This window comes from Shinella sp. HY16 (assembly GCF_028534175.1).
Lineage (GTDB): Bacteria > Pseudomonadota > Alphaproteobacteria > Rhizobiales > Rhizobiaceae > Shinella.
This window is the reverse complement of the sequence record NZ_JAHYXL010000002.1, coordinates 21,160-46,242: the sequence shown is the minus strand read 5'-3', so window position 1 is coordinate 46,242 and position 25,083 is coordinate 21,160. Positions and strand designations below refer to the sequence as shown.

The 25,083-nt window shown below is 58.3% G+C and carries 19 protein-coding genes and 10 pseudogenes; 13 read left to right on the top strand and 16 right to left on the bottom strand.

The features are described from left to right. Positions 1 to 345: 345 nt before the first annotated feature. Positions 346 to 600: pseudogene (locus K0P03_RS20330) on the bottom strand (IS6 family transposase); the annotation flags it as partial. A gap of 50 nt (positions 601 to 650) precedes the next feature. Between K0P03_RS20330 and K0P03_RS20325 the strand changes: the two are divergent. Next, positions 651 to 908, top strand: a pseudogene (locus K0P03_RS20325) (ATP-binding protein); the annotation flags it as partial. Between the two features lie 277 nt (positions 909 to 1,185). Here K0P03_RS20325 and istB read toward each other — a convergent pair. Beyond that, positions 1,186 to 1,980, bottom strand: coding sequence for an IS21-like element helper ATPase IstB (gene istB, locus K0P03_RS20320; protein ID WP_272790515.1), 795 nt, complete (start codon positions 1,978 to 1,980; stop codon positions 1,186 to 1,188). Then, positions 1,970 to 2,383, bottom strand: a pseudogene (locus K0P03_RS20315) (IS21 family transposase); the annotation flags it as partial. The gene istB and the pseudogene K0P03_RS20315, both read right to left, overlap by 11 nt. Between K0P03_RS20315 and K0P03_RS20310 the strand changes: the two are divergent. Then, a pseudogene (locus K0P03_RS20310) lies at positions 2,383 to 2,586 on the top strand (IS6 family transposase); the annotation flags it as partial. The pseudogenes K0P03_RS20315 and K0P03_RS20310 overlap by 1 nt on opposite strands. Before the next feature lie 453 nt (positions 2,587 to 3,039). Here K0P03_RS20310 and K0P03_RS20305 read toward each other — a convergent pair. The 4 genes and pseudogenes from K0P03_RS20305 to K0P03_RS20290 form a co-directional block, all read right to left on the bottom strand. Continuing rightward, positions 3,040 to 3,576, bottom strand: a pseudogene (locus K0P03_RS20305) (patatin-like phospholipase family protein); the annotation flags it as partial. A gap of 346 nt (positions 3,577 to 3,922) precedes the next feature. Then, positions 3,923 to 5,161, bottom strand: coding sequence for an MFS transporter (locus K0P03_RS20300; protein ID WP_130521144.1), 1,239 nt, complete (start codon positions 5,159 to 5,161; stop codon positions 3,923 to 3,925). Between the two features lie 2 nt (positions 5,162 to 5,163). After that, positions 5,164 to 6,132: a quinone oxidoreductase family protein gene (locus K0P03_RS20295; RefSeq protein WP_130521146.1), complete on the bottom strand. Its 969-nt coding sequence runs from the start codon at positions 6,130 to 6,132 to the stop codon at positions 5,164 to 5,166. After that, a complete protein-coding gene (locus K0P03_RS20290; protein ID WP_130521148.1) occupies positions 6,129 to 7,646 on the bottom strand; it encodes an FAD-dependent oxidoreductase in 1,518 nt (505 codons plus the stop codon). The genes K0P03_RS20295 and K0P03_RS20290 overlap by 4 nt, the downstream gene beginning before the upstream one ends. 44 nt (positions 7,647 to 7,690) lie before the next feature. Here K0P03_RS20290 and K0P03_RS20285 point away from each other — a divergent pair, with 44 nt between their 5' ends. Then, positions 7,691 to 8,158 carry a MarR family winged helix-turn-helix transcriptional regulator gene (locus K0P03_RS20285; RefSeq protein WP_130521165.1) on the top strand — a complete coding sequence of 156 codons (468 nt, stop codon included), beginning with the start codon at positions 7,691 to 7,693 and terminating at the stop codon, positions 8,156 to 8,158. 353 nt (positions 8,159 to 8,511) lie between these two features. On the opposite strand, the gene K0P03_RS20280 is transcribed toward K0P03_RS20285, so the two are convergent. Then, the gene (locus K0P03_RS20280; protein WP_130521150.1) at positions 8,512 to 9,129 is read right to left on the bottom strand and encodes a TetR/AcrR family transcriptional regulator; all 618 of its coding nucleotides are present in this window, start codon (positions 9,127 to 9,129) and stop codon (positions 8,512 to 8,514) included. 76 nt (positions 9,130 to 9,205) lie between these two features. Here K0P03_RS20280 and K0P03_RS20275 point away from each other — a divergent pair, with 76 nt between their 5' ends. Both K0P03_RS20275 and tnpC read left to right on the top strand, forming a co-directional pair. After that, positions 9,206 to 9,613 (top strand): VOC family protein, encoded by a 408-nt coding sequence (locus tag K0P03_RS20275; protein ID WP_130521152.1) that lies wholly within the window; start codon positions 9,206 to 9,208, stop codon positions 9,611 to 9,613. A 593-nt stretch (positions 9,614 to 10,206) separates the two neighbouring features. Further along, positions 10,207 to 11,634: pseudogene (tnpC, locus tag K0P03_RS20270) on the top strand (IS66 family transposase); the annotation flags it as partial. A gap of 27 nt (positions 11,635 to 11,661) precedes the next feature. Here tnpC and K0P03_RS35680 read toward each other — a convergent pair. Then, positions 11,662 to 13,731: a recombinase family protein gene (locus K0P03_RS35680; protein ID WP_272790524.1), complete on the bottom strand. Its 2,070-nt coding sequence runs from the start codon at positions 13,729 to 13,731 to the stop codon at positions 11,662 to 11,664. After that, positions 13,718 to 13,897, bottom strand: a complete 180-nt coding sequence (locus tag K0P03_RS20260) for a hypothetical protein (protein ID WP_130521156.1) — start codon at positions 13,895 to 13,897, stop codon at positions 13,718 to 13,720. Before K0P03_RS20260 ends, K0P03_RS35680 begins: the two co-directional genes overlap by 14 nt. Before the next feature lie 306 nt (positions 13,898 to 14,203). Between K0P03_RS20260 and K0P03_RS20255 the strand changes: the two are divergent. Then, a pseudogene (locus tag K0P03_RS20255) lies at positions 14,204 to 14,437 on the top strand (transposase domain-containing protein); the annotation flags it as partial. Further along, positions 14,437 to 14,736: a hypothetical protein gene (locus K0P03_RS20250; protein ID WP_130521167.1), complete on the top strand. Its 300-nt coding sequence runs from the start codon at positions 14,437 to 14,439 to the stop codon at positions 14,734 to 14,736. The pseudogene K0P03_RS20255 and the gene K0P03_RS20250, both read left to right, overlap by 1 nt. Here K0P03_RS20250 and K0P03_RS35675 read toward each other — a convergent pair. Beyond that, positions 14,711 to 15,199, bottom strand: a pseudogene (locus K0P03_RS35675) (hypothetical protein); the annotation flags it as partial. The gene K0P03_RS20250 and the pseudogene K0P03_RS35675 overlap by 26 nt on opposite strands. Before the next feature lie 74 nt (positions 15,200 to 15,273). Beyond that, positions 15,274 to 16,470 (bottom strand): MFS transporter, encoded by a 1,197-nt coding sequence (locus K0P03_RS20240; RefSeq protein ID WP_272790523.1) that lies wholly within the window; start codon positions 16,468 to 16,470, stop codon positions 15,274 to 15,276. Positions 16,471 to 16,542: 72 nt separating this feature from the next. On the opposite strand from K0P03_RS20240, the gene K0P03_RS20235 reads away from it, so the two are divergent. The 5 genes and pseudogenes from K0P03_RS20235 to K0P03_RS20215 all read left to right on the top strand — a co-directional run bounded on the left by K0P03_RS20235 (position 16,543) and on the right by K0P03_RS20215 (position 20,040). After that, complete coding sequence (locus K0P03_RS20235) at positions 16,543 to 16,995, top strand: helix-turn-helix domain-containing protein (protein WP_130521160.1); 453 nt, start codon at positions 16,543 to 16,545, stop codon at positions 16,993 to 16,995. A 326-nt stretch (positions 16,996 to 17,321) separates the two neighbouring features. After that, a complete protein-coding gene (locus tag K0P03_RS20230; protein ID WP_130521163.1) occupies positions 17,322 to 17,975 on the top strand; it encodes a DUF433 domain-containing protein in 654 nt (217 codons plus the stop codon). Continuing rightward, on the top strand, positions 17,972 to 18,388 hold the full coding sequence (locus K0P03_RS20225; RefSeq protein WP_050746638.1) for a DUF5615 family PIN-like protein: 417 nt from the start codon (positions 17,972 to 17,974) through the stop codon (positions 18,386 to 18,388). Before K0P03_RS20230 ends, K0P03_RS20225 begins: the two co-directional genes overlap by 4 nt. 364 nt (positions 18,389 to 18,752) lie before the next feature. Continuing rightward, a pseudogene (locus K0P03_RS20220) lies at positions 18,753 to 19,234 on the top strand (alpha/beta hydrolase); the annotation flags it as partial. Positions 19,235 to 19,479: 245 nt separating this feature from the next. Continuing rightward, positions 19,480 to 20,040 carry a hypothetical protein gene (locus tag K0P03_RS20215; RefSeq protein ID WP_272790522.1) on the top strand — a complete coding sequence of 187 codons (561 nt, stop codon included), beginning with the start codon at positions 19,480 to 19,482 and terminating at the stop codon, positions 20,038 to 20,040. A gap of 62 nt (positions 20,041 to 20,102) precedes the next feature. Here K0P03_RS20215 and K0P03_RS20210 read toward each other — a convergent pair whose 3' ends face one another. Together K0P03_RS20210 and K0P03_RS20205 are read right to left on the bottom strand one after the other, a co-directional pair. Further along, positions 20,103 to 20,816 carry a DUF6683 family protein gene (locus K0P03_RS20210; RefSeq protein WP_272790521.1) on the bottom strand — a complete coding sequence of 238 codons (714 nt, stop codon included), beginning with the start codon at positions 20,814 to 20,816 and terminating at the stop codon, positions 20,103 to 20,105. Positions 20,817 to 20,956: 140 nt separating this feature from the next. Continuing rightward, positions 20,957 to 21,343, bottom strand: a complete 387-nt coding sequence (locus K0P03_RS20205) for a lysozyme inhibitor LprI family protein (protein ID WP_272790520.1) — start codon at positions 21,341 to 21,343, stop codon at positions 20,957 to 20,959. Positions 21,344 to 22,239: 896 nt separating this feature from the next. Here K0P03_RS20205 and K0P03_RS20195 point away from each other — a divergent pair. Further along, positions 22,240 to 22,409, top strand: a pseudogene (locus tag K0P03_RS20195) (IS630 family transposase); the annotation flags it as partial. A gap of 12 nt (positions 22,410 to 22,421) precedes the next feature. Here the strand turns inward: K0P03_RS20195 and K0P03_RS20190 are convergent. Together K0P03_RS20190 and K0P03_RS20185 are read right to left on the bottom strand one after the other, a co-directional pair. Next, complete coding sequence (locus K0P03_RS20190; protein WP_272790519.1) at positions 22,422 to 23,420, bottom strand: ABC transporter ATP-binding protein; 999 nt, start codon at positions 23,418 to 23,420, stop codon at positions 22,422 to 22,424. Then, on the bottom strand, positions 23,417 to 25,081 hold the full coding sequence (locus K0P03_RS20185) for an ABC transporter permease subunit (RefSeq protein WP_272790518.1): 1,665 nt from the start codon (positions 25,079 to 25,081) through the stop codon (positions 23,417 to 23,419). Before K0P03_RS20185 ends, K0P03_RS20190 begins: the two co-directional genes overlap by 4 nt. Positions 25,082 to 25,083: the final 2 nt, after the last annotated feature.

Here is a 25,083-nt window from a genome sequence, read left to right as displayed (position 1 = left end):
CCGCGTTCCACACGAAAGCCTGGTTAAGAGTCACGCCGCCTTCATGCCGGATGCCGCCTGGGCAGAAATCAGGGCGCCCCCCAGACCCGTCCCGGGCTAACGAATTCCTCCCGGTTTCGACATCATCTTGCACTTTTCGACACGTCATCAGCGGTTCGCTTGCGCTCGTCTCTCTAAACCTCACCTGACGGACTAAGAGCCGCCTTTTCTGCAACGCTCACCACCACGGCTCTTTACCGTCGCAGCTTGCAGTGGTTTGAAACCTACCCCTGACGGTCGGCTTCGAGGGACCTACCCTCATCTTCCGCGCAGCTCGGCTCCCACATTGCTGTGGGCGCCTCGCGGCACACTCTCATCGAGATGCCATTTGTCTGCGAAGTTGCCGATCGACCGCCGCTTGAGTTGGTGGGCGAATTTCAGGCCAAACTTAGTCGTCCATTCTGAGACGGTCTGAAACGAGACGGCAATGCCGCGCTCGGCAAGCAGGTCTTCGATATCGCGCAGGCTCAGCGGGAACCGGTAACAGAGCCATACCGCATGCGCGATGATCTCGGCTGGAAAGCGGTGGCGTTTGTATCGGGCGGACGCATCGTCAGTCATGCCGATAGACTTGCCTCGATCCGCACCAGCCGGTTAAGGCGACGCCTCCCCTCGACTTCATCATCCTCGACGAACTCGGCTATCTGCCGTTCGCGCAGGCCGGTGGTCAGCTCCTATTCCACCTGATCAGCAGGCTCTACGAGCGCACCTCGATCATCGCCACCACGAACCTTGCCTTCGGTGAATGGCCGTCCGTGTTTGGTGATGCCAAGATGACGACAGCGCTGCTCGACCGCCTGACCCACCACTGCGAGATCGTGGAACCAGGAAACGAGTCCTGGCGCTTCAAAAACCGCTCTCAAAGCTAAAGCCGAAGATACCCATCACCCGCACTTGGCCTACCCTCTGCAACCCCGGTCAGCGCAGGGCAGGCCAAGCACTGATCGTCTACATGGGGGTGAAGATTGGACACCGACAAAAGGGGGCAACATTCCGCGCCGGTTGACAATCGAGTATTTCCGTTGTGCATAGGGAGCAAGCGGGCTGCTCATTGTCAGTAGCCCTACACCCTGCTGTTGGTTTCCACGCGGAACTGAGCCGGTTTTTCCACCGAGAAGTGAGCCACCTCTGAGTATGGTTTTCTGATCAGGCTTTGGTCAAGGGATTGGCCTTTTCTCCTCTCTTCTGAGCTGCTGCGGCCGAGCTGGCCTTGAAGCGGAAGCTGTCGTTTCCTGTTTCCAGGATATGGCAACGGTGGGTCAGGCGATCGAGCAAAGCCGTGGTCATCTTGGCATCACCGAAGACGGTTGCCCATTCGCTGAAGCTGAGGTTGGTCGTGATAATGACGCTGGTGCGCTCGTAGAGCTTGCTTAGCAGGTGGAAGAGCAACGCTCCCCCTGAGGCACTGAACGGAAGGTATCCCAATTCATCGAGGATCAGGAGATCGAGGCGAACCAGGGTCTCAGCGATCTGTCCTGCCTTGCCTTTGGCCTTCTCCTGTTCGAGCGCATTGACCAATTCGATGGTCGAGAAGAAGCGGACCTTCCGGCGGTGATGCTCGATCGCCTGGACCCCAAGGGCAGTCGCGACATGTGTTTTTCCTGTGCCCGGCCCACCGACGAGCACGATATTCTGCGCCCCGTCCATGAACTCGCATCGGTGCAGTTGGCGCACCGTCGCTTCGTTGATTTCGCTGGCGGCGAAGTCGAACCCGGAGATGTCCTTATAGGCTGAGAAGCGAGCAGCCTTCATGTGATAGGCAATCGAGCGAACCTCACGTTCGGCCATCTCGGCTTTCAGCAACTGGGACAGGATCGGCACGGCCGCATCAAAAACTGGAGCCCCTTGCTCAATCAGGTCTGTGACGGCTTGGGCCATGCCATACATCTTCAGGCTCCGCAGCATGATGACGACGGCGGCACTTGCGGGATCATGACGCATGGCGACCTCCCACGATCCGGACACGCAAGCCATCGTAGCGTTCGACGTTGGCCTTGGGTTCACGCAACAAGGTCAGCGCCTGTGGCGTGTCGATGTCAGGGCCGTCAGTCGTTTTCCCATCGATCAGACGATGCAGCAGGTTCAGCACATGTGTCTTGGTCGCGACGCCTTGATCCAGAGCCAGCTCCACAGCCCTGACGACGACCTGTTCGTCGTGATGAAGCACCAGAGCCAGGATATCGGCCATCTCACGATCGCCGCCCAGGCGACGCAGCATCTGGTCCTGCAACTGTCGAAAGGCCCGCGGCAATTCCAGGAAAGGCGCACCATTGCGCAGGGCTCCGGGTTTGCGCTGGATGACCGCAAGGTAATGCCGCCAGTCGTAAATCGTTCGCGGTGGTTTCCCACCTTCCAGTACGACGACGAGAACGACGCATGATGCGCTTCAAGTCGGCGCGACAATGCCAGCGTTTCGTCTCAGCCCATGGCCCAATCGCCAACCTTTTCCATCTCCATCGCAAACATCTCACCGCAGCTTACTACCGCCGGCTTCGCGCTCATGCCATCACGATCTGGCGAGAAATCGCTTGCTCGATAGCTGCCTGAAATTCGGCTCGCAAATCCCCGCCGCAAACTCCCAAAAGTTAAGGCGACGCCACCATACGGAGTTCTGAAAACAGGACGCTTGACCCACAGCTTTCTATCCAAGATCCCTTTATACCCTATGCGATACACCGAGCGCATGTAGTCAACGCTTAGCGGATTGAGCATGGAATAGGGAACCTGCTCGTCGATCGATGCAATATCGAGGTCGACACCTGATCGTTGCGCGAAATTGTAGAGTGCGACAAGGCCGTGTTTCGTTTGCGATTTCAAGAGTATGCCGTACGCTCTGCCCATGATCGGCAAGGCCCGCTCACGTGACATGGAAAACTCAGGAATAAGGGCGTTATTTACGATCACGTAAATATGCAGGTTTTGACCTTTAGCATGATCGTTGTTCGCAACGAGCAGGTGTTCAGGCAGAGTAAAGAACTGTGCCGAGCTACCCCCATCGGAATGCAATTCCTCGATCTGTTTTCCATCGACGACCGCTCTTATCGATACTGGAGGGAAAATTCCCGGGACGCTTGCGGATGCGATCAGTATATGCCGGACCAGGGCCAGTGCGTCCGGCCGGTTACTGGCAGCAATCGCTCCAATGTTCCAGACTACCGCCCGCTGGGTATCGAGATTTGTCGTCATAACCAGGAGACGACGTCCGGCGCGATGCTCTGTTGCAATTCGGCGTAGTATCTCGATCGTGATAGTCTGTTCCACATTGCTGCGCAGAGCATTTCCCTTGAGAAGGCCCGGAGAAAAGATGCCGGCTCCTTTCCATTCGATATCGATGAGGTCTCGTGTTTCTCCCGATAGATAAAGCCGTCTGAGCTGTGCATCATAATCTGAGCCGAGGAATGCGAAGGGCGCGATCAGGGCACCTGTACTCACCCCCGTTACAACCGCAAATCTCGGGCGGGTTCCAAGTTCACTCCAGGCGGACAATATGCCCACCGCAAACGCTCCCCCTGCCCCGCCCCCGGAAATGGCAAGCATCGTGGGCTTATCCTTCAGGATGACCGGCCTCCAGGGGTCATGCACCGATACAGGAGGCCGCGGATCATCTACGTGCGCCCTGATGTTCTCGAATCCGGAAATCTGTGCGCGATCAGCTTCAGCTGCGTTGTACGTCGGACGTTCTGGCGCCACACACCCACTTAAAATTGCCACTGCAAAAACCAGGATGCCGGCGAGCACGTCTCCAAAAGGAGCCTTCACGAATTTTCGCTGAGTTTTCGCTCGAGCTGAGAGCTTCATCCATATGACTCCATTGGAAAGGGGGAACCAGCGCCGCGATCATGCTGGTAGCCGGAGGGCATCGGCTGATACGCAGTGTCTCAGTTTACGATTTCCGTGTTTCCGGATCAGTTGAGGGTAGTCTCACGGTCGCCAATACGACGCCTATGACAGCGACCGCAATCGCCAGACCGACCCAGAGGCCATAGAGTTTGTGCCCAAGGATGAAACCGCCTATCAACGGGGAGATGATATCAGTTAGAGCGCCAAGCGATTGAGCGGATCCCATGACGACGCCCTGACGGTTTCCCGGTACATGGACGGACAGAGCCGCAAGGTAAGTCGGTTTGGCCATCGCATCGCCCGTGCTCACACAAAGCACCGCCAATGCGAGAAGGGGGACGGTTGTGGCAAGGCTCGCGATGAGAAAGCCGGTGCAGATCAAGCCAAATATCAAGATGATCAGCTGACGCTCGGAAAACCGCCGACCAAGCCAACCCAGGAGGAAGAGTTGCACCAGGATGTTGATGACGCCATCGGCAGCGACGATGTAGCTAAGGTGCTGGGGGCCAAAAGACTGCCCGTTCCAGATGAATGTCTCTGCGAGAAAGACCGGCATTTGCGAGCTGTAGATGCCGTATGCGAGGAAATGGCATACCATCACGATGATGAGGATACGGATGATCGGCGATGAAACGATGGCGCGAAACGAGACTTTCTCGCGTTCGTATGGTCCGGTTTGCGAGGGCGCAGCCTGATCGGCTTTCAGTGCGAAAAGAGTAAGGCCAATCGCGCCGATCGAGAGGAAGAGGGCTGCAAAGATTGGCACCGCCAGCGAAGCCTCGGAAAGAAACCCGGACAGGCCCGCACCGGTAATACCGCCTAAACCGACACCACCAGTCAGGATACTAATGGCCTGCCTGCGATCCTCAGGTGCAGTGTGGTCAGCGACGTAGCCTGCGGCCGCCGAGAAATTGCCGCCTGTCAGACCAAAGAGCGCACGCGCGACTATCACCACGAACACATTTGGCGCGACCGCCAGCAGGAAAAGACTTGCTGCCGCCATAGCCTGGCTTGCAAGCAGAACCCGCTTCCTGCCGAACCGATCCGACAACTGGCCTAGGGTGGGTGCGGCGACAAAATGAGTGAACGCCTCCGTAGCCAGGACAAGGCCAAAGATCAGCGGAGTTGCCCCCATCTCCCTCAGATAGAACGGTAGGACTGGCAGCACCGAAGCCATTCCGGCAGAATAAATACAAACGACCAGGAAGAGTGGCACCATGATGCGCCAGTTCCGACGCAGGGCCTCACGGGAAGCCGGTTTCGAGTAGGCAGCCTCAGTCATCTTCACTTTGCTCCCTGGCTGAGGTCGAAAACAGTTCGTGACGTGCTATCGTTCTTCGGCCATGCAGCATCAAAGTCAGCGAAAGGGACTTTCCTGAAACTGATATCCAGCCCGGCCGGTCTGGTAGACCGCAACACCTTGCTAGTGATTTCGAGGAGCTTGTCAGCAGACACGCTGCCATTCCCGCTGCCCATCAACTCGATTGCTGACGCCCGTAGTACAGCGCTTGGCAGTGAAATTTCCGAACCAGAGATAGAGCCCACCTGAACAAAGCGCATTGGCGATGCGCCGGAGCCAGCTTTGGCAGCAGCAATCAGGAGGCGCTCGGCGCTCTTACCCCAGAGATAGTCGATGACGATATCGACGCCTTCGGCAAACTCCTTCATCAATCGTTTGTCGAGAGTTTCGGGTTCTGCCCCAAGCGGGATGATCTCGTCTGCGCCGCTCTGTCTTATCTCTTCAAGCGCGATGGGGTTTCTACCGGTTGCCAGCACCTTACCGGCGCCAAGCCATTTCGCGATCTGCACCGCGAGACGGCCGGATGTCCCCGTAGCCCCGTTGATCAAAACGGTTTCTCCCCTTTGCAAACGGGCGCGTTCTGTCAACGCCGCCCAGGACGACATTCCCGGATTGGCGATGGCTGCCGCAGTAAAATCCTCGAGACCGGCCGGTATAGGTACGCAAAGACGGGTATCTGCGACCGCAAACTCCGCCATGCTGCCAAAGGGAGAACGGGGAAGAGCAAAGTACACGCGCCTACCGTCATCGAGCCTGCCTACGCCATCAATGCCGACAACAAACGGAAACACGCCATTCGCGCTGTAGTGGACGCCGGAAGCGTGAGCCTTGGTGACGTGGCTGATTGCTGCCGCAGTCACTTTGATCAGGTTCTCCCCTTCTAGCGGGATAGGCGGATCGATCTCGCCTAACGTTGGCTCAATCCCCATCGCTGATACTATTGCCGCTCTCATTTGCTCTCTCCATTGACAGAGAGCAGACCTGCCTCCGCGAGATACACCTCAATTTCGTCGGTTCGATCGGCGTCAAAGATTGCGCCGACATACCCGTCCGGGCGGATCAGAATGCAGTCGCCAGGCTTCAGCGCATAGGCGTCTTTGAAATGCCCCCACTCGTCGGAAAACTCCCCACCAGACCCGATCCGGTGAACATGCAAGCCTTCGCGCGGCTCAAATGCTTGCTGCCCGGCTTCGTATGCCAGCAATGTCCAATGGACGCCCTTAAACAGGCTGAAAAGGCGTTCAATTTGCCCCCCTGCGCCTCGCAACGGCGCATCAGGAGCGCGATCGCCAGCCGGCAGCGGAGCTCGGGCCGCGGTGCAGTTTACTGAGAGCGGCGACAATGGATAACCGATGTCGAGTTGACGGACTTCACGACCACGCCGCATTTCCCCCGCCTTCTGGGCGTCCAACAACTTGGTTGCAAGTCCAAGCATGGCTCCGGCAACCGGGCGCCGCTCCTCCTCGTAACTGTAGAGTAGCCGGTCAGGGGCACCTCGCACCACGGCCGCAAGTTTCCATCCGAGATTGTAGGCATCCTGCACGCTGGTGTTCAGGCCCTGGCCTCCCGTCGGTGGATGGACATGGGCGGCATCACCGACCAGAAAGGTGCGCCCCACCCGATAGCTGTCGGCCAGGCGAGCATTCATCTCATAGTCTGATGCCCAGTGAACAGTGTGGACAATGATGTCATTGAGGCCCGTTCGATCGGCCAGGAACATCGTCAGTCCATGCGCGGAGAGATCAACTTGTGCGTCTTTGGTGACAGGTGCCTGGATTTGAAACAGGTCCGTGCCGGCGAGAGGGCCAACCCATACCTGCCGGCTCATGTCGCCGTCTCTGGCGAAACGATGCGCGACCTCATCTGAAAGCCCGGATAACGCTACATCGGCGACGATTGCACGAGCGTCGAGCGTCTTACCGGGGAAGCCGATCTCGAGAGAACGTCTGACAAAGCTTTTCCCGCCATCGGCGCCAATCAACCAGCGCACCCGAACAACCTCTTCGTATTCAGAATGGCCGATACGCGCGGTAATTCCATCTTTGTCCTGCTCAAACCCCTTCAATTCGCAGCCAAATTCCACTCGACCACCAAGTTCGATCAGGCGCGATCGTAAATTGCGTTCAGTCACGAACTGCGGAACCATAAGCGCCAGATGGTAGGGCTCTGCTGGGGTGGGCTGGATGATCTCGGCCATATCAGCATCGGTGTAGCTCCCGTCATCGCGATAGGTCCGTTGGCGTGGGTAGATGCCCCCGGCTGCTACCGCCTTGTCCAAAATGCCGAGGTCCTCGAAGATTTCCTGTGTTCTGGGCTGTATGCCCTTGCCGCGGGAACCATTGAAAGGCACTGCCAATCGGTCAATCAAACGGAAGGAAATATCGCGGCGCGCGAGTTCGATGGCGAGCGTCAGGCCAGCCGCCCCCGCTCCGCAGATGAGTACATCTGCAGTGAAATCATTTGTCATTTTCGTCTCCATGTGTGTATTATGCACATAACAAGAGGGAGAGCCTGATGTCAACAAATAATGTGCAAAATACACGCACATCAGAACTGATGCGCGATCTGCATGGATCATTGATCGAGATCGTCAGCGCGATGAACCGGCCGCAGCAAGACGACGAATTGGTTCGCGAGGCCGGGATTTCGTTGGATCGCGCACTGTTTCGGCTCCTCGTCGCAGTCGAGCGAATGGGGCCGATCGGCGTTGTCGAACTCGCCGAGCGGGTCGGGCTGGATTACACAACGGTCAGTCGTCAGGTCGCGAAGCTTGATAGCCTTGGCCTTGTCAGCCGCCGCGGTAGTGCTGCCGACCGAAGAGTTCGCGAAGCGATTATCACAGCCGAAGGAAAGCTCATGACGGACAAGATCGATGCGGCGCGAGAGCGGATGAGCCGAGCGATCTTCGATACTTGGGATGAAAAGGATATTGCTGATCTGGTGCGATTAATGCGCCGCTTCGCCGATGCATTCAGGTAGGATCGGAATTTGGCTCGCGCCCGCCACAATCGAGGTCGTCCATGCAGTCGCCGAGCACATGCAGCGTTTCAGTGGGGATCCGACCCGACGTCTGCTTCCAACGCCTGTACGTGCCTACGTCAGTTCATCAAGGTGATGCAGTAACGATACCGCCACGGTGAGCGCAAGATGAGTTTCAACAATCGCGGTTTTGTCATCTGGCCACCGGTTAGCACAGCGGTCGTCGATTGAAGAGCTCGCGCGCGGATTGTTACCTTCCCTGGATGCTATCTCACTATGATGCCGCACCGACCCGTAAACGATCGTTGCGCACGACGCGCAACTGGTGGACGCGGCATATTAGAGAATGGACATTAGGATGTTGTCTGCGGTTGTGGCTCTATAATTGCTGTCACCCCCGCGCGACCAATCTCTGCCGTCGCGCGAAGATCATGTGCCGCCGCACCATCTTTAGCCTGAACGGCGATACCTTGCAGGACGGCGCAAAGAAAGCGTGCAACCTTCCCGGAAAGAGTTGGTGACAACCAGCACCGAAGTTCATGATCAAGGTTTGCGGCCATGTCCCCTCGCCGCGCCGCGAGCTCCTCGCTTAAATCGCTGTGATCTGGATGACTGGTAAGCAAACCCAATGAAATCATGCAACCGCGCTCGCCTTGCTCGGACGTTACCCTGTCGATGACCTTGTCAAATAACTGCGCAACGGCCTCATCGAGGGTAAGCCGTACTCCATCTTCCTGCGAAAGCGATAATTGGGCCATCATCGAGTATCGGTGCAAAGCCTCACGATAAAGTTCGGCTTTGGATCCGAACGCAGCATAGAGGCTGGGAGGGGCTACGCCGATACTTTCTGTCAGCATGACTAAGGAGACGCCCTCATATCCATGCTTCCAGAATAGATACATCGCGGTCTTGATTGCTTCGTCCCGATCAAAGCCGCGTGGACGGCCGCCCTTGTTTTTAAGCTGTTTCATATCACTCACTAAAAAACCATTGACCAATGCGAGTCAATTAGCATAGTTCTATAGTGATCAATAAAGAAGGTGCCGTATGATCCTCAAAACCTATGCACGGATGTTTTCGACCGACTGCAATGCAACCCTGGTCGCACTCGAGCGGCTCCACGGCCGCCAAGCACATTTACGGTTTCGCTTCGGCGAATGGGACCTTGCGGGGATTGGAGACATGTTTGTCGTCGCAGGCACTGAGGAATCGCTAGCTCCTATCCGGGATAGCCATGGCCCAGTGATAGTTCACGACCTCCAGGCTATCGAAGCAGAGTTGCTTGCCAGTGGAGCAACCATAACCCAGCCAATAGTTAATGTTCCGACGGGACGGATGCTATATGCGCGCCATGCTGATGGCCTTCATATTGAATATGTAGAATGGAACGATGAACTTGTGGAACGATTTATCCGCAGGCCGCAACGCGAGGGACGGTTGTCGTCTGAACTGTAGTAGGTTGTCTGCATCTACAGGCTCGTAAGTTGTCGCTCGGCGAAGCGTTTGCCTACATTGGCCATTATTGAAAACTCCTGCACTTTTTTGGCTGACGCGGTCGCCCCGGAGATTGATTGCTCTGGGGCCAAACTTTGGACCGCCGGTGGCAAAGCGACTGGAAGCCGCCGATGCCTCATCGCAATCTGCGATAATGGACGCAGCGTTGGTCTCTCACGAAACGAGCCGGAGAGATATCGATGCCTCACCAGTCCGTACCAGTTCGTCTGTTCTAGGGTCCAAAGCGGAGGAAGACGGCAGGGACGCCGCAATGGCCGGAGGTGCCGGAGGAGACCCGCCAAGCGCTGACAGTGCTCACCGTGCGGCTGAACCAATCCCGGACGATCTGGAACGTGACGTTGCCGAGGCGAGCGGCATCGGAACGTGAGCCTCCCTCTTAGATCGACCCGAGTGCCAACAGACGTCGTGCCTGGGCTGCATCCTTCGTCACGCCGCGCCAAGGTGAAGGGCAATTTGATAAACGCCACTTTGCGCGTACTTCTGACTTCTCGAAGCGCCGATCGACACTCTTGTGTCGGCGTGGAAGTTCAGCGCTGGGTCTTTCTGTTCTGCCGCCGCTTTGCCTGCCATCGGACCTTACCAGCGCCCATGCGGCGCTGCTGGCCGAGCGCGCGGCGCGTATGCAGGCCGAGGCGGAAGCCGCCAATGCAAAGGCGCGGTTGTCGAGCACCGAGGTGCTGATCGCACATCTGCAATTACTGATCGGCAAGCTGGAACGGGCCAAGCACGGGCCGGGTCGTGAGCGCACCCAGCGGCTGATCGACCAGTTGGAATTGCAGCTCGAAGAACTCGCCGCGTCGGCAACCGAGGACGAACTGGCGGCCGAAGAGGCCGCGCCCAAAACGCAGGCAGTGCGTGCCTTCACGCGTAAACGGCCAGTGCGCCAGCCCTGGCCGGAGGATATCGAGTGCGAGCGCATCGTCCTCGACGCACCGACAGCCTGCGCTTGCTGTGGTGGATCGCGGCTATCGAAGCTGGGCGAGGACGTCACCAGAACGCTGGAGGAGATCCCGCGCCGATTCAAGGTGATCGAGACGGTGCGCGAGAAGTTCACGTGCCGCGATTGCGAGGCGATCAGCCAGGCTCCCGCGCCTTTCCACGCCACACCGCGCGGCTTCATCGGCCCAAACCTTCTGGCCACGATCGTCTTCGACAAGTTCGGGCAGCACATCCCGCTGAACCGCCAGAGCACGCGCTTCAAATGTGAGCGCATCGACCTGTCGACCCAGACGCTCGCCGATCAGGTCGGACACGTCGCCTTTGCCCTCAAGCCGGTCTTCGACCTGATCGAGACGCATGTGTTCGAAGCCGAACGGCTTCACGGCGACGACACGACGATCCCGATCCTGGCCAAGGGCCATTGCACAACCGGGCGAATATGGGTTTACGTGCGTGACGATCGGCCATTCGCCGGGCCTGCGCCGCCGGCAGCGGTCTTCTACGCCTCCAGCGATCGGCGCGGAGAACACCCGCAAAAGCATCTGGCCGACTTCAGCGGCATCCTTCAGGCTGATTGCTACAACGGCTTCAATCCGCTGTTCGACCGGACGAGGAGGCAGATGCCGGCAACGCCCGCGTTCTGCTTCGCCCATGCGCGCCGGAAGTTCTTTGAACTGGCCGATGTCGCCCGCAATGCCCGGCGGGGCAAGGGTGCCAAGCCGATCTCGCCGGTAGCCCTTGAGGCCGTGAAGCGCATCGATGCCCTGTTCGCCATCGAGCGCGATATCAACGGCCTGAGCGCGGCCGAGCGGCTTGTCGTCCGGCAGGAGAAGAGCAAGCCCTTGCTGAACGATATGGAGGAATGGTTGCGCGCCGAGCGGGCCAGCCTCTCGCGCTCGTCGCCGGTGTCCGGGCCGATCGACTACGTGCTGTCACGCTGGGCCGACTTCGCCCGGTATGCCGACGACGGCAGGATCTGCATGACGAACAATTGCGCGGAAAGAGCGTTGCGCGGCGTGGCGAGACGTGTTTCATTATGCACCCCTTCGTTAAGTGTCTGTAAACATTGGAAGCGTGTCCGCGTCAACATCGCGCAACGGGCGACCTTTCCGGGCAATCGCCGCTCTGACCGGCTCGGACGTCAAATCGACGGCCCGGATTTGATAGGGCGCTCGCGGAACAACCTGGACTGCAGGAAGAACGCCTGTGGAAACAAGGCGTCGTACCATATAGCTTGAGACGCCCAACGCTTTCGCGACCTCTGCTTGCGTGAGCCATTCGCCATTTTTGTCCGCTGAACGGTAGGCATCGATGCCACGCACGTAACGAACAGAGCGGACCCGATGGGCTGTCCAGGTCTTTCCCTGGCCGGTGGGAAAGCCTATTCGGTTGAGTGTGGCGGCGATATCCTCATCTGACCAGCGACCCGCCATGCTGCGTATGACTTCCAGTGCATCTTCGGCTGTCGCGCTGCCGTGTTCGCCGGAGCGCGGCTTGCGAACACGCAGTTCCGAGTGCTGGCCACCCCGCCAATGAATCGTGAGCACGACATCGCGTATGGCATCGTCGACATCGACGATGATGTCTGCGATCAGCGTTCGAAGAAGCTGCTGGCGGGCGCGCATCGTCACATAAGGAGCATTCCAGGCCGCTGACAGGTTTTCCGCCAGGTTGACGAAAGCATCTGGATCAACCGCGATGGTCGTCGGGTTTTCGGCGGGCTGGCGCGTCTCCAAATCACGCACGCGGCGCAACGCGATTTCCCAGTTTTTCTCCAACTGTGCGGCGATCAGACGATTGTCAGGATCACATGCCGCGTAGCGCCGCTCGGCAAGGCCGGCCTCGTAGCGGGCCTGCTGGAGTTCCAGATCCAGGATCTGGCGCTGATCATCTGCTTGTTTCCGATGCATCCGTTCCGCCTCGATCGCGGATTCGATCGCTAAGGGTTCTACCGCTCGTAACAGCTCTCGTGCCACCGCCGTGTCAATCTTCGGAGCACCGAAGATCATACAACGAGGCAGCCCAGCCAAATTACCCTTGTCGCAGCGGTAGGCCGGCTGGCTTATCGGGCCACCCCTATAGCAAACACTCAGACGTTGGCCGCAACGGGCGCACGTCAGAAGGCTCGATAAGAGCGCCTTGCCCCCACGGCCCGACTTTACACCATCTCTGCGACCGTAGGCATTGAGCGCCAACTGCTTCTGGTTGCGCTCATATTCCTCCCAGCCGATGTAGCCTTCGTGATGATCCTTGATCATCACCTCCCAGGTGCCCGCCGGCTTGTAATGTCCGTAGGTCCGCCGAGCTCGCCCCTCAACGATTAAGGTTCGCTTCTCGCTTTTGCCATAGACATAAGCGCCCGCATAGAATGGATTTTTTAGCACACTGATCACATTACGGTAGCGGATCGGCTGCCAGACGCAGTTCGTCATGCGGCCTTCATCAGCAGGCCGGGGGAAGTGGATTTGCTCGGCTTTCATCGACAACAGCACCTGGCGGGCGCTGCCAAGTTCGCGAAAGCGGGTGTAGATAAGCCGGATCACCTCTTGCAGACGGATGTCGGGATCAAGTCCCAGGCCTGCCTCGCGATGCCATACATAGCCGAACGGAACCGACAGGCGCAGCTCGCCTCGCCGCGCCTTCGATCTGGCGGCATCGAGCATCCTTGCCCGCAACACGCCCAACTCGAACTCACTGATGCTGCCTTTCATGCCCAGGAGCAGGCGATCATTGGGATGGCAGGCGTTGTACACGCCGTCACGATCGATGACGCGGGCTTCGACAAGCCCGCACAGTTCGAGCAAATGATGCCAGTCGCGCCCGTTGCGCGCGAGCCGCGACGCATCGAAGCACAGAACGGCCCCGACCTTGCCTGCGCAGAGCCACGCGACCAGACGATCGAAGCCGGGCCGTGCCACCGTTCCGCTCGCGGATCGCCCGAGATCGTCGTCGATGACCTCGATGTCGGCAAAGCCGTACTTGCGCGCGATGTCGACCAGATCATACTGGCGTCGCTGGCTTTCCAGATTGGTCATGACCTGGGACTGCGACGACTGGCGCACATAGACGACCGCCTTACGCTGGAGCACGGTCGCCGGGAGCAGATCAGCGCTTGTCATCGGCAAGCTCCTCGACTCGGATGCCGGCAGCTTGCATCAGGACTTGGGCAAGCGTCAAAACGACCTTCGCCCGGTCCGCTTCTTTCATCCCGTCCACCCGGCGGGGCTCGAATATCAGGCTCATCTGTCTGCCCGAGGTCAGCGCGGGCGCGTCGTGTTGTTTCATCGACTTTCTCCCAAGCGATTCCATTATCGCGTTGGGAGTTTGGGGGAGCAGCGGCTACCGTGACCAGCCTCTTCAGATCGGACAATGCCAAGAGATCGACCTGTTGCGCGCCCAAAGTCATCCCGGCGCAAATCACCGGATCAAGCATCCAGGCAGCCATCGAAACTACGAGACCCGATGGACCTTTCACCTTAAGAAATTGGCCCGTCGCTCGATGCTCTACCCGCCGCACGCTGACCTTGCGGCCAAAATAGGGATGCCAACGGTAATGAACCTCCAATTCCTGACCGACATGGGCAGAATGAACGGGCAATGGCTTGCGGAAGAAAGGCATGGCTGTTCGCCGGTTCCCAGCGTGGGGGCGAGCGCGCTGCCTTCATGTATTCCCTGATCGTCACGGCAAAGATGAACGATATCGATCCGCAGGCCTGGTTGGCGGATGTCCTCGCCCGCATGCCCAACCTTCCCGTGTCACGACTGCCGGAACTGTTGCCGTGGAACTGGACCGCCGCCGGCAGCGTACGGCAGATGGCGGCCTGATGGCGCGACCGACCCATGTCTACACGATCGAATACGTCGCCACGCTGATCGGCGAGAACCTCGAACTCGTCCAGGAAATTGCCAGCAACTCAGACAACATCGACTACGGCGAGATGATCCATGCCTATGACGGCAGCGAAGAGGGCATCACGACCTTCACCGACCGGGGCATCGAAAGTCTAAAGGAATTCCTCGCCGATATCCGCACCTGGGATGGCGGTGTCCGACAGTTCCTTGTGGACGAGCAATGCGATCCTGCAAGGATCGAACGCATCATGGCAGACGAGCCGAAATCATAAACCCCGCGGCCTTCGCCGGATGGATACATTGAAAGGATGGCGGCCGATCTTTTGGAGGCAATGCGGACATCGGATTTCCGCTTCTATCAAGGTCAGGGCTGCGATGACGGCGCGCCGGAATGCCGGCAGGGTTGGTTCAGGTGGTCCGTTCTGTTGACGCCTCTTCTTTTTTTCCCCGCTTTGCGATCTGAAGGCGGTGATACTGGAGGAAGGCATAAGCGATCATCGTCGTCAGGGCGTGACGATGCAGTCCTTTCCATGATCGGCCTTCGAAGTGGTCAAGGCCGAGCTCCTCTTTCATCTGCTGGTGCGCCTGCTCGCAGACCCAACGGGCCTTGATCGCGCCGGCCAGTCGTTTGAGCGTGGCATCGGCGGGCAGATTGGCGAGATAATATTTGCGCTCCCCGCTCGAACGCCACTCGCCGACCAGCCAAACCTCTTCACCAGGCATATCCGCGGTCCCTGTCGCCGGAGTGCAGGCGTCCACAGCACTACTCCACAAACGCAATCAACCAGGGCTCCATTTATGAAAAGTGTTCAGGAACTGCGTGTACGAAGTATCGAAACCGCTCCACAGACAACCCCAACCGTTCCTAGCGCGGCCGCCAGCCCAAGACCGCTGATGCGCCAGCCAAACGTTTCAATCGATGGATTGCTAAGAAATGGGGACAGGAACTGACCCAAGAACACAGATCCCGTCAGAATCGCAGCGGTTTGTCCGCGGCGGCCTGGAGGCGTCCGCGAGAGCGATAGAGCGACAAATCCCGGAATTGCCAGCGCATAACCCGCGCCAACCGCAGCATTTCCCAAGAAAATCGCCGTCGTAGTGTCTCCCGCGACGAGCGCTGCGAAACCGAGCGCCATAAGGCCGAAACCGAGCGCCCAGACACCGGCATTGCCGAAGAAGGCCTGAGCCCGAGGGTAGCCAAGCGCAGCAATGCCGCCGGCGACCATAAGCGTTCCGAGGGCGGCTCCTGTCATGCTCGGTGATGTATAGCCACGGCTGGACAAGAAGAACGGCAGTTGCGTGGGCATGACGAAAAACAGCATCGTCAAGACCATTTGCCCAAAGGCGAGCAGGAAGACGACCTTCGTCGTTTCACCGGAATTGGACTGTGCGGGCTTTTCGCCCGCCGATCTGAAAGCCGGTGGATCGACGATAACGCGCCAGAAAAACGGAAGAGCGAGTGCTGGCATCGCATATACGGCAAATGGAAGCCTCGGCTGTACCGAAGCAAGAAGCCCCGCAATCACGATGAAGACAAAACCGCCGAAGTTTCGCGCGGAAACCTGACCACTTGAAACAGCGTGCAATGCCTCGCCCGAGAAATAGTCTGCCATCAGCGCAGACTGGGCCGTCATGATCATGGCAAGCGCAATCCCGAGACATATCCTGCTGAGCAGGATCAACGGTAAGGTCGGCAGGATCAGGCCAGCACTTCCCGATACGATAAACAGCAGCAAGCCCAGCAGCAGCAAACAGCGGCGGCCAGAGCGATCAGCGACCGCTCCACACAATGGCGCCACCAGAACGACCGCCAAAGAAGGTGCCGGGACCAGCAGCCGGATCAGAAGCGCGTTGGTTTCGTTGGCAGCAAACTGCTGTTCGAGCCCCGGCAAGGCAGGGCTGATCGTGGCCGCCGTCATCACGGTGAGTGAGGCAGCGATCATCAACGCGAGCGCACGTGGATCGTGCCATATGGATAGTGCATTCGTTTGTCTGCTCAGCTGCATCTTTCACCGCTTTCCTTGCGTTTCACACTGGAAAAAGGCAGGGTACGACTTCAAGTCCGCTTGAGGTCAAGTATGAAATTTCTGGACATCGCCGAAGTCAGCGGCGCAAGCGGCCTACCTGCTTCGACGCTCCGATACTATGAGGAAGTGGGTCTCATCGAATCTGTGGGAAGACGGGGCTTGCGTCGTCAATATGATCCATCAGTTCTCAAATGGCTGGCCCTGATCAACATGGCACGGGCGGCGGGGTTTTCCCTCGACGAGATCGGACCGATGTTCGGTGGCCGCGGCACTGGAAGCGTCATCATTCCCCGCGACGAGTTGCACCTTCGGGCTGCAGAGCTGGAAAGCAACGCCGATCAAATCAGAGCGCTGGCGACCATGATGCGGCATGTAGCAGATTGCCCAGCCCCGTCTCATCTGCAGTGCCCGACCTTCCAGAAGCTTATGCGCATCGGGACAAAGTACCAGTCACGTACCCGCAGGAAGCAGATGACGCACTCTGTTGCCCGCAAGCGGGTGTGAACACAAAGCATCCTGATCGGCACCTGCTCTGTCCGGCACTTGGGATATATGCGTGGGCTCTTGATGGGATCCGAACTCGCGACCTACACATTTCTAAGCAGCTCATCGCGTTGAATGTCCATTATAATGTTCTTTCATGGACATAAATAGAGGTGCGGGAGATCGCCGTGGCGGTCGGCTATCATGTTCTCTCGTCTTCACTCCGCAGCCAGGCGATCGACGCCGCCGCCTAGGTGTGAATGGCCCAACGCGAGCCCGACATCTTGTAATCGTAGCGCCTGGAATATATATTCCGATCCATCGGAAGAATTAATCAGGAGGCCCATATGCCCGAGGTTGCGGAAATGCTGAAGGCGAGCGAGGCCGCTGTCGTTTCGCGCGTGAGCCTGCGCGACGTGAACCGCGCCATCGACGAACATATCCTGCCAGAGGCGTTTGTCTCGCTCGACAATGGCCGGCACATTCTCGCCGGCGCGTGCTCATTCATTGCCTTTTACTTCGAGAGCGCCAGACGCCTGACCTCGGAGGAGCGGCTCTTTGCAATCAAGACCGTCGGTCCGCGCCTCACGCGCTCGCGGGCGCTCGCCTGGGCTGCGCTGCTGCGCGAGGATTGGACTGTACACGACGAATTCCTGACAATCGACCTGCTTCCATTCGTCCGGGAGACAAGCAAGCGGTTGGACGATCTTGCGGCCGCTCGCGAACTCGTCGCGGTATCGCCGGATATCTTAGGCGGCACGCCGGTCATCAATGGCACGCGTGTTCCGGTCTATGATGTCGCCGCTTCCGCCGCGGCTGGTCTCCCGATCGAGCAGATTCTGGACACTTGGCCAAGCCTTGACGCGGAAAAGGTGCGTCTCGCTGCGATCTACGCGGAGGCAAACCCCCTTCGTGGGCGGCCGCGCGTCTCCTCCGATTTGCCCGAGGGCGCAACTATCATCGTCGACCGCCGTGTCGCCCGTCGCAGGAAGGCGGGATGAAATTTCTGATTGATGAATGCCTCAGTCCGGAACTTGCCAAACTCGCAATCGGCAAAGGTCATGGGGAAACGAGCCACATCGTCTGGATAGGTTTGGCCGGCCGCAAGGATTGGGAGCTGAAGCCGATCATCCTCCAGGGTGACTGGACATTCGTAACCAAGAACTCCGTGGATTTTCGGGGTCCAAAGGACACTCCCGGTTCCAAGGGCCAGTATGCAGACGTTGCCATCCATGCCGGGCTAATCTGCCTCAATGGCCCACCCGGCATGGATTTAGACATGCAGATCGAACTCTTCGAGCAGGCCCTTGCGGAGTTGGAGGCGGAGCCTGACTTGATCAACCAGGTGCTGGAGGTTTCACTTGAGGATGAAGACGAGCTGCGCATACTTCGCTACGCCCTGCCAAACGAATGAGCAGCCGTCATCTCTCACTTGAGGATCCCGAAAAGTCCGCTCACGCATCAGCGGACGATGTTCACGATGACGAGGTGAGAGAAACGCCGGAACGGCGGTTGCCAATTATGAAGCTGACCTTAAAGACGCATCCCGATACATCTAATCGCGGAATGGCATCGGCTCGTGTGGATTGCAACGGGCCATATGGACATGCGGTGTGGGTTTCCATCCCTTGCGTTGCGGGTGCAGGAGGTGCTGAAACTGAACCTGCGCCAGGCCGAAAAAGACGCCGCTCAGATCGCCGCCTGAAACAATAGCCCCATCATACGTCAGCAATGCCCCACACGCGCGAGAAAATTCCGCGGTTCACGGCGTATGGATACCGGATGGGCGCGAAGGCCTCCAGACGATGTTCCTGCGCCGACATTTCCCGGTCTATACCGTCGATCAGCCGCCTCGTGGCCGCGCCGGCAACAGCACAGTCGCCGCAACGGTCCAGCCCGCTTCGTTCGACCAGTTGCTCTTCGATCAATTCCGCATCGGCAAGGGGCCGGATTACTTCGAAAACGTCCAGTTCACCGCAAGCCGGAGACGCTCGACCAGTTCTTCCGCTCAGTGACGCCGAACACCGGCCCCTACGATGCCGGCGTGATCTCGGATGCGATGGCAGCCCTGTTCGCAAAGACTGGCCCCGGCATCCTGTTCTCGCATTAGCAGGCCGGTGGGCCGGGCTGGCTGACGGCGATTAAGAGCGAGAACGTCGAGGGGATCGCCGCTCTCGAACCTGACAGCGGCTTCATCTTCTCGGAAGGCGAACTTCCCGATGAGATGCCAAGCGCGGCCGGCACGCTGAGGCCCGAGGCCGGTTTTTACTCCGCCGTTGACACAGGCATGAACGCCGCAGCAAAATCCCATTCGCGATCCCTCGCCTGCATATCGAAGCGTCCGGCGGACATAATTCCGCCGGGTGGATTCCGTTAGGAAGGGCGACGGTTGCAGCACGCTCACGGCACCACACAAAATATCCAAACTTGACCATTATCGGCTTAGCGGTTGTTTTTCGCTGGCGAAATGAGTCGACCGTAGGCAGGGGACTTGGACAGGCGAGGATGACGATGATCCGCGGCAAGGTAGTGGCGATTTTGGCCTTTGTGACGCTCTTTCATTTCGAAGCTACACCTACCGTAGCGCAACGCCTTTCAGGTGAGATCTTTCTGGCAGCGGGAAAGCCTGGCCTGGAAGACCTCGAAAATCAGGCGCTAGCTGTCGACAATGATCCACTCGGCGTTGCAAACTATCTTGAGGACTTCAGAGCAGGTAGGGCTTTACGACAATATACGTCGTCCATGTTGACTGATGGTCAAGCCAATCGTCTGGGAAAGCAATGGGCGGCACTGGTGGCGGATCCAGACGCCCTGGCGAGAGCTGAACGAAAGGATGGAAGCCTCTGGTGGCCTGGGGCAGAAGATGTTGGCTTTTTCACGGGAGGCGTTTCATACGCGCTCAGCAAGCATCCTCAAGCGATCCAGGCCTTCAGTAAGGGAGCCGGCCGCCCGGAGCCGAAAGCCGGGCAGGAGATCGAGGAGTGGTTGAATGAAGCGGCGGCGGCGCTTTCGCGTCCGGCTCGTTCAGCTTTTGATCGGGCATTTCGCGCAGCCGCCACTCGTTAGCTGCTGATAGCGTTTCCCAAAGTGCCAGCCACCGCCTGGTGGGGCACGCCCCAACTAGCAGACTATCTCGTGACAAACCCTGCATGTGTAGGCTTGATCCTTCGCAGGTCTGTCCCAGCCTCGTTGGAGAAGCGTTGTACTGCTGCACTGCTCAGTTGTTCGAGCATCCTGGTGTCTGCGGTGGTGACGGCCTGGCTATAGACCGCCTGCTGGATCAGGAAGTTCATCATCAACACCTCCGAGAGTTCCTGACGCTGCGCTTCGCTCAGTTTCCTGAATCGAGGACTGCCCATCAACGCGGCACGCACCTGATCCAGTACGGGCTTGGTTGAAAACTCCTCATCATGTGCCTGATTGGCAATGATCCAATTGAGGATCCAGTATGCGGCAACCGCATCTACCGCGTCGCCTGGCTTAAGGCCGTCCTTGGAAACAAGGCCAGCCCACAGTTTGACGGGACTGCTCTTGTCGAACTCCAACTTGACGACCGCAGCACCCGCCGGACCGCTGGTCTTCTCAACGAAGGCAAGAAACTGACCTTCCGCCCTGGCGCTGACTTGCGGGTTGGACCTGTAACGGGTCAGATAAGCAGCATCCTCGGCGGCGCCACTTTCCCCCTCCTCAAGCGACGACCGAATAGAGGCATTCAACAAGGTGTTGTGCAGGGTGTTCATGGCAATGTCCGCCGCAAGTCCCTGGAACGGGTAGTCCTGTGAAAAGCTGGGCGACGACGTCGAAAAGCTGAAAATCAATGCGAACACGAGTGTTCTGAGCATTCCATCCTCCAATATTCGAACTGTTCCTATTGGAACTACGGCGTTTCCAATTTAACCGTTCTCCGGCTCGCAGAGCTTCGCCCTGCAATACGGCCCGCTTCTGGTATCTACAGGCAACGTTTACTTGTCGTTTGTGGTTTCTAGCCTGGCTGGGCAGACTCGAACCAGCGAAGCCTCTCGGAAGTGAGGCGAGCCTTGCAATCGATCAATGCGACGCTGGCAAAGGAGCCTGTTTGAAGCACGGCTTCCGCAGCGCATGTCGTATCGCGAAAGCTGATCCAGTCACGCTGGGCTTCACGAAATGCTTTCTTCTGGAAGGAATCCAGCTTTGGAGATAGTTCCAGCCAAGCCTTGTTGAGACTCGCGTCGGCCGTTTGGTACGAAAGCGTCACACACTTGAGCATTTCACTGGTAACGCCACCAGACCGATCGATACAATTTCTTTCTTCTTCTGAAGCCCCCTGCCCGATGGCGGGCTGACCAAGCAGCAGTATCAAAAAAGAAAACGAGATCAATAATCTATTCATAAAATTCAACCAACTTATAATTTCCCGGCTCGAGATAGGAAAGACGGCTTGTTCAGCCGGCTAACGGCTCTCTAAGCTGTTAGCCTCACGTTGATCCTAGATCGACCTGGAGTTTTCTGACATCTTCTTTCTCAAGCTCATCAAACCAGCTCGTCTGCGTTCGTGAGCAGTTTTCGGAATCGAGCTGTCCGGGTTCGCCGCGTCCCACGCCAATGCCTCGTCAATTAACCCGACCGCTTCCTCCACATCACCGAATTCATGCTTGTTTATCGGCAGGGCCACCACTCCCATTAGTGAAGCGAACAGCGCGGGCTTCCGACTTGGATCAAGTGGAGGATTTGCGATAAGCTAGGCACAATAGCGAAGCTGTCCTACATAGGGCACGAATGTCGCATCCTCCTTCCTTCCGGTCCGAAAAGCCTCTCGCGCCAGATCGATATATTGCACGGGCTCTAAAGTGGGATTCAACTCCCTGGGGGCGGCCTTCAACGGGCTCAGCAAAACCGAGAGGCTCGTGAACACCGCGAATGAAAGGCCAGAGAGCACAATCTTTCGCTTCATGCGTTCTCCTCTCTTTTTAACGGTCTTCTATATGCATCTATCCCACACTTGCACACCAAGTCGTCGAGGACGAGGCGACGAACTGAACGACTGAAATCGCGCAAATTATGGCAGGACGCGCCCAGGCCTTCATCCGAAGAGACAAACGCTGGCAAGAAGCCGCCAATCATCCTCTTATGTGGATGGCCATCGTCCGCACGTTCCAGGCGTTGACGGTGATCGAGATCCATACGCGTAAGGCGCTGGCAATCGAGGTTGGTCCGCACCTGCGCGGGGAGCATGTGGTCGACGTCCTCAATCGGCTTGCTTGGCGGCGCAAGGCTCCCGCAATCAACAACCCAGACTTCAATCCCATCAAAAACGCCTTCGCCAAGCTCAAGGCGATAATACGGGCAAGGGCCGCACGAACCATACCCCCCTGGAATGCCGTCAGTTCATTATCGAGCTCTTCACGCCCGTCGAATGCGCCAACTACTTCAAGGCCTCCGAATATGAACCGGATTGAACCGGAGGTGCTCTAAACTGTAACAGGGAGGACGTCTTCTATACTGTAGCCTATGCAGATTTTATCGCCAGCCGGAGGAATCTCTGGCTGCTGACGCATATCAGCGATAGCCATAACCGTCTCGTCTCCGATCGACATGATCAATCTCAAGCCGGTCCCTATAAAGATGACATCCGTCAAGGTCGCAACGAGCCGGATCTCGCAATCCTGCGCAAGGGTGCCAGCCTTCAGATGTTCCGGGCGCACGACATAGCAGCTCCCGTCCTCGCGTGAGAAGACGTTGCAGTCGCCCAGGAAGCCCGCGACGAATCGATTGACGGGCTTAAAATACAGATCCTGGGGCGTTCCCACCTGGATCACACGGCCTGCATCCATGACAACGATCCGGTCGGAAAGATTGAGCGCCTCCTCCTGATCGTGCGTGACATAGATCACCGTAATCCCGACACGGCGATGTAATGCCTTCAACTGAAGCTGGATCGACTGTTTCAGATTCTTGTCGAGCGCGCCGAGCGGTTCGTCCATCAGGAGGATATCCGGGCGGATGACCAGCGCCCGCGCAAGCGCGACCCGCTGCTGCTGCCCGCCGGACAATTGTCTCGGCAGGCGCTCCTCGTAGCCGGTCAAACCAACCATGGCGAGCGTCTCGTCGACCCGCTCGCGCAACTCGGATCGAGGCGTCTGCCTGGTCTCCAATCCGAAAGCGACGTTGTCGAACACGCTCATATGCGGGAACAGCGCATAATTCTGGAACACCATGCCGATATTGCGCTTCGAAACCGGCACCCGGCCGATATCCCGGTCCCCGATCCGGAGATGGCCGGCATCGATCGCCTCGAAGCCCGCGATCACTTTCAGCAAGGTGGTCTTGCCGGATCCGGATGCACCCAGCAAGCTACAGAATTCTCCCGCGCCGACATCCAGCGTGACGTCATCCAAAGCACGGAGCGCGCCGTAGTTCTTTACGATACCCGAAATACCGACGGGCTTACCGAGACTTGAAAAAGTCAATGTGACCTCCGTGTCAGGATCATGTTGAGTCCAAGCGTGAAAACGGTCAGCAGGATGATGAGTCCGGATGCGGCGATGATCGTGGGATCGATCTCGTGCGCGACACCTTCGTACATCAGCTTGGGTAGGGTCCGGCTTCGGACATTCGTGAGGAAGATCGCCAGCACGACGTCGTCGAAGGACGTAATGAAGGCGAAGACGGCGCCGGCGCCGATCCCCGGAGCGATGGCGGGCAGCATGACCCTGCGGAACATCATCGGCCAGGAGGCGCCGAGCCCGATGGCCGCCTGCTCCAGGTTCGTGTCGAAACCCTGGACCGCGGCGCGAACCGTCAGGAAGACATAGGGGCTGGCAAGGACGGCATGGCCAAGTCCCAGTCCGAGCGCGCCGCCGATGAGACCGAGGGGCGCGAGGAAATAGAAAAGGCCTACCCCAACGATGATGGTCGGGATGATCATCGGCAAGAGGAAATAGGTCTCGATCACCTTGCGAAACCGGCTGTCGATCCGGTTGAGCGCGATCGCCGCCGCCGTGCCCAACACGATCGACAAGGTGACTGCGATGGCCGCCACCTTCAATGAATTGAGGAGCGCCGTCAGCCATTTCGCGTTGGAGAAGAAGTTCAGATACCAGATGAGGGAATATTCTTCCGGCGGAAATCTGAGAAAGGGCGAAGCCCCAAGGCTCATCGGGAAAACGAAGAGGATCGGCAGGATGAGAAACACGGCGACGAGTATGCCGGCGGCCACCGCGACGCGCCCCCCCATGGACCGTTGCTTCGCCTTGCCGGCGAAACTCTCCCCGGCCCGGCCCGAACCGCCCGGGGCCATCAGCCGGTCGAGGCCGAAAACCTTCTGGAAAAGGAAGAAGACGATCAGCGTCGAGATGAGCAGGACGACGGCAAGGGCGGAGGCGAGCTCCCAGTTGAGCTGCTTGGAAATGTTGAAGTCGATCATCTGCGCGATCATCGTCTGGCCGGGGCCGCCCATCAGCGAAGGCGTTATGTAGTAGCCGATGGCGTTCATGAAGACGATCGTGGCACCCGCCAGCACGCCAGGCGCAGTGAGCGGCAGTAGCATCTTGAAGAAGATCCGGACAGGACCGGCGCCGAGGCTCTCGGCCGCCTGAATCACGGAACGGTCGACGGATCGAAAGGCGGCGAACAGCGGGAGCACGACGAATGGCATCAGGACATGCGTCATGCCGATCAGCACGCCGGAGAGATTGTAGACAAAGGGGAGAGGATTGGAGATCAGCGAGCTTCCAACCAGGACTTCGTTGAGAACGCCATTGCGCTGAAGGATGACGATCCAGGCCGTCGTGCGCACGAGCGCGCTCGTCCAGAAGGGCAATACGACCGCCAGCAGAAGAAGGCGCAGGACGCGCGGGCTGACGGTCGCCATGAGATAGGCCAGCGGATAGCTGAAGAGCACGCAAAGCGCCGTCACCATCGCCGAGATCGTGAACGTGTTGACAAGCACCGCGCGATAGACGGGCACATTAATAAGGTGGCGATAGGAGTCGAGCGTGAACTCATCCTGGCCGAAGCTCAACCCGAGAAGCGTGACGACAGGCCAGATGAAGAAGACCAGCAGAAGGATGCCGAGGGGCAGAAGCCCCAAGGCAGGCGCGGTCGATTTGCGTGCTACCGTCGTCATCATGG

Excerpts from the sequence above, each read along its gene's own strand:
- istB (WP_272790515.1), bottom strand. The coding sequence starts at position 1,980 with ATGCGTCATGATCCCGCAAGTGCCGCCGTCGTCATCATGCTGCGGAGC.
- K0P03_RS20300 (WP_130521144.1), bottom strand. The coding sequence starts at position 5,161 with ATGACTGAGGCTGCCTACTCGAAACCGGCTTCCCGTGAGGCCCTGCGT.
- K0P03_RS20295 (WP_130521146.1), bottom strand. The coding sequence starts at position 6,132 with ATGAGAGCGGCAATAGTATCAGCGATGGGGATTGAGCCAACGTTAGGC.
- K0P03_RS20290 (WP_130521148.1), bottom strand. The coding sequence starts at position 7,646 with ATGACAAATGATTTCACTGCAGATGTACTCATCTGCGGAGCGGGGGCG.
- K0P03_RS20280 (WP_130521150.1), bottom strand. The coding sequence starts at position 9,129 with ATGAAACAGCTTAAAAACAAGGGCGGCCGTCCACGCGGCTTTGATCGG.
- K0P03_RS20275 (WP_130521152.1), top strand. The coding sequence starts at position 9,206 with ATGATCCTCAAAACCTATGCACGGATGTTTTCGACCGACTGCAATGCA.
- K0P03_RS35680 (WP_272790524.1), bottom strand. The coding sequence starts at position 13,731 with ATGACAAGCGCTGATCTGCTCCCGGCGACCGTGCTCCAGCGTAAGGCG.
- K0P03_RS20260 (WP_130521156.1), bottom strand. The coding sequence starts at position 13,897 with ATGAAACAACACGACGCGCCCGCGCTGACCTCGGGCAGACAGATGAGC.
- K0P03_RS20250 (WP_130521167.1), top strand. The coding sequence starts at position 14,437 with ATGGCGCGACCGACCCATGTCTACACGATCGAATACGTCGCCACGCTG.
- K0P03_RS20240 (WP_272790523.1), bottom strand. The coding sequence starts at position 16,470 with ATGCAGCTGAGCAGACAAACGAATGCACTATCCATATGGCACGATCCA.
- K0P03_RS20235 (WP_130521160.1), top strand. The coding sequence starts at position 16,543 with ATGAAATTTCTGGACATCGCCGAAGTCAGCGGCGCAAGCGGCCTACCT.
- K0P03_RS20230 (WP_130521163.1), top strand. The coding sequence starts at position 17,322 with ATGCCCGAGGTTGCGGAAATGCTGAAGGCGAGCGAGGCCGCTGTCGTT.
- K0P03_RS20225 (WP_050746638.1), top strand. The coding sequence starts at position 17,972 with ATGAAATTTCTGATTGATGAATGCCTCAGTCCGGAACTTGCCAAACTC.
- K0P03_RS20215 (WP_272790522.1), top strand. The coding sequence starts at position 19,480 with ATGACGATGATCCGCGGCAAGGTAGTGGCGATTTTGGCCTTTGTGACG.
- K0P03_RS20210 (WP_272790521.1), bottom strand. The coding sequence starts at position 20,816 with ATGCTCAGAACACTCGTGTTCGCATTGATTTTCAGCTTTTCGACGTCG.
- K0P03_RS20205 (WP_272790520.1), bottom strand. The coding sequence starts at position 21,343 with ATGAATAGATTATTGATCTCGTTTTCTTTTTTGATACTGCTGCTTGGT.
- K0P03_RS20185 (WP_272790518.1), bottom strand. The coding sequence starts at position 25,081 with ATGATGACGACGGTAGCACGCAAATCGACCGCGCCTGCCTTGGGGCTT.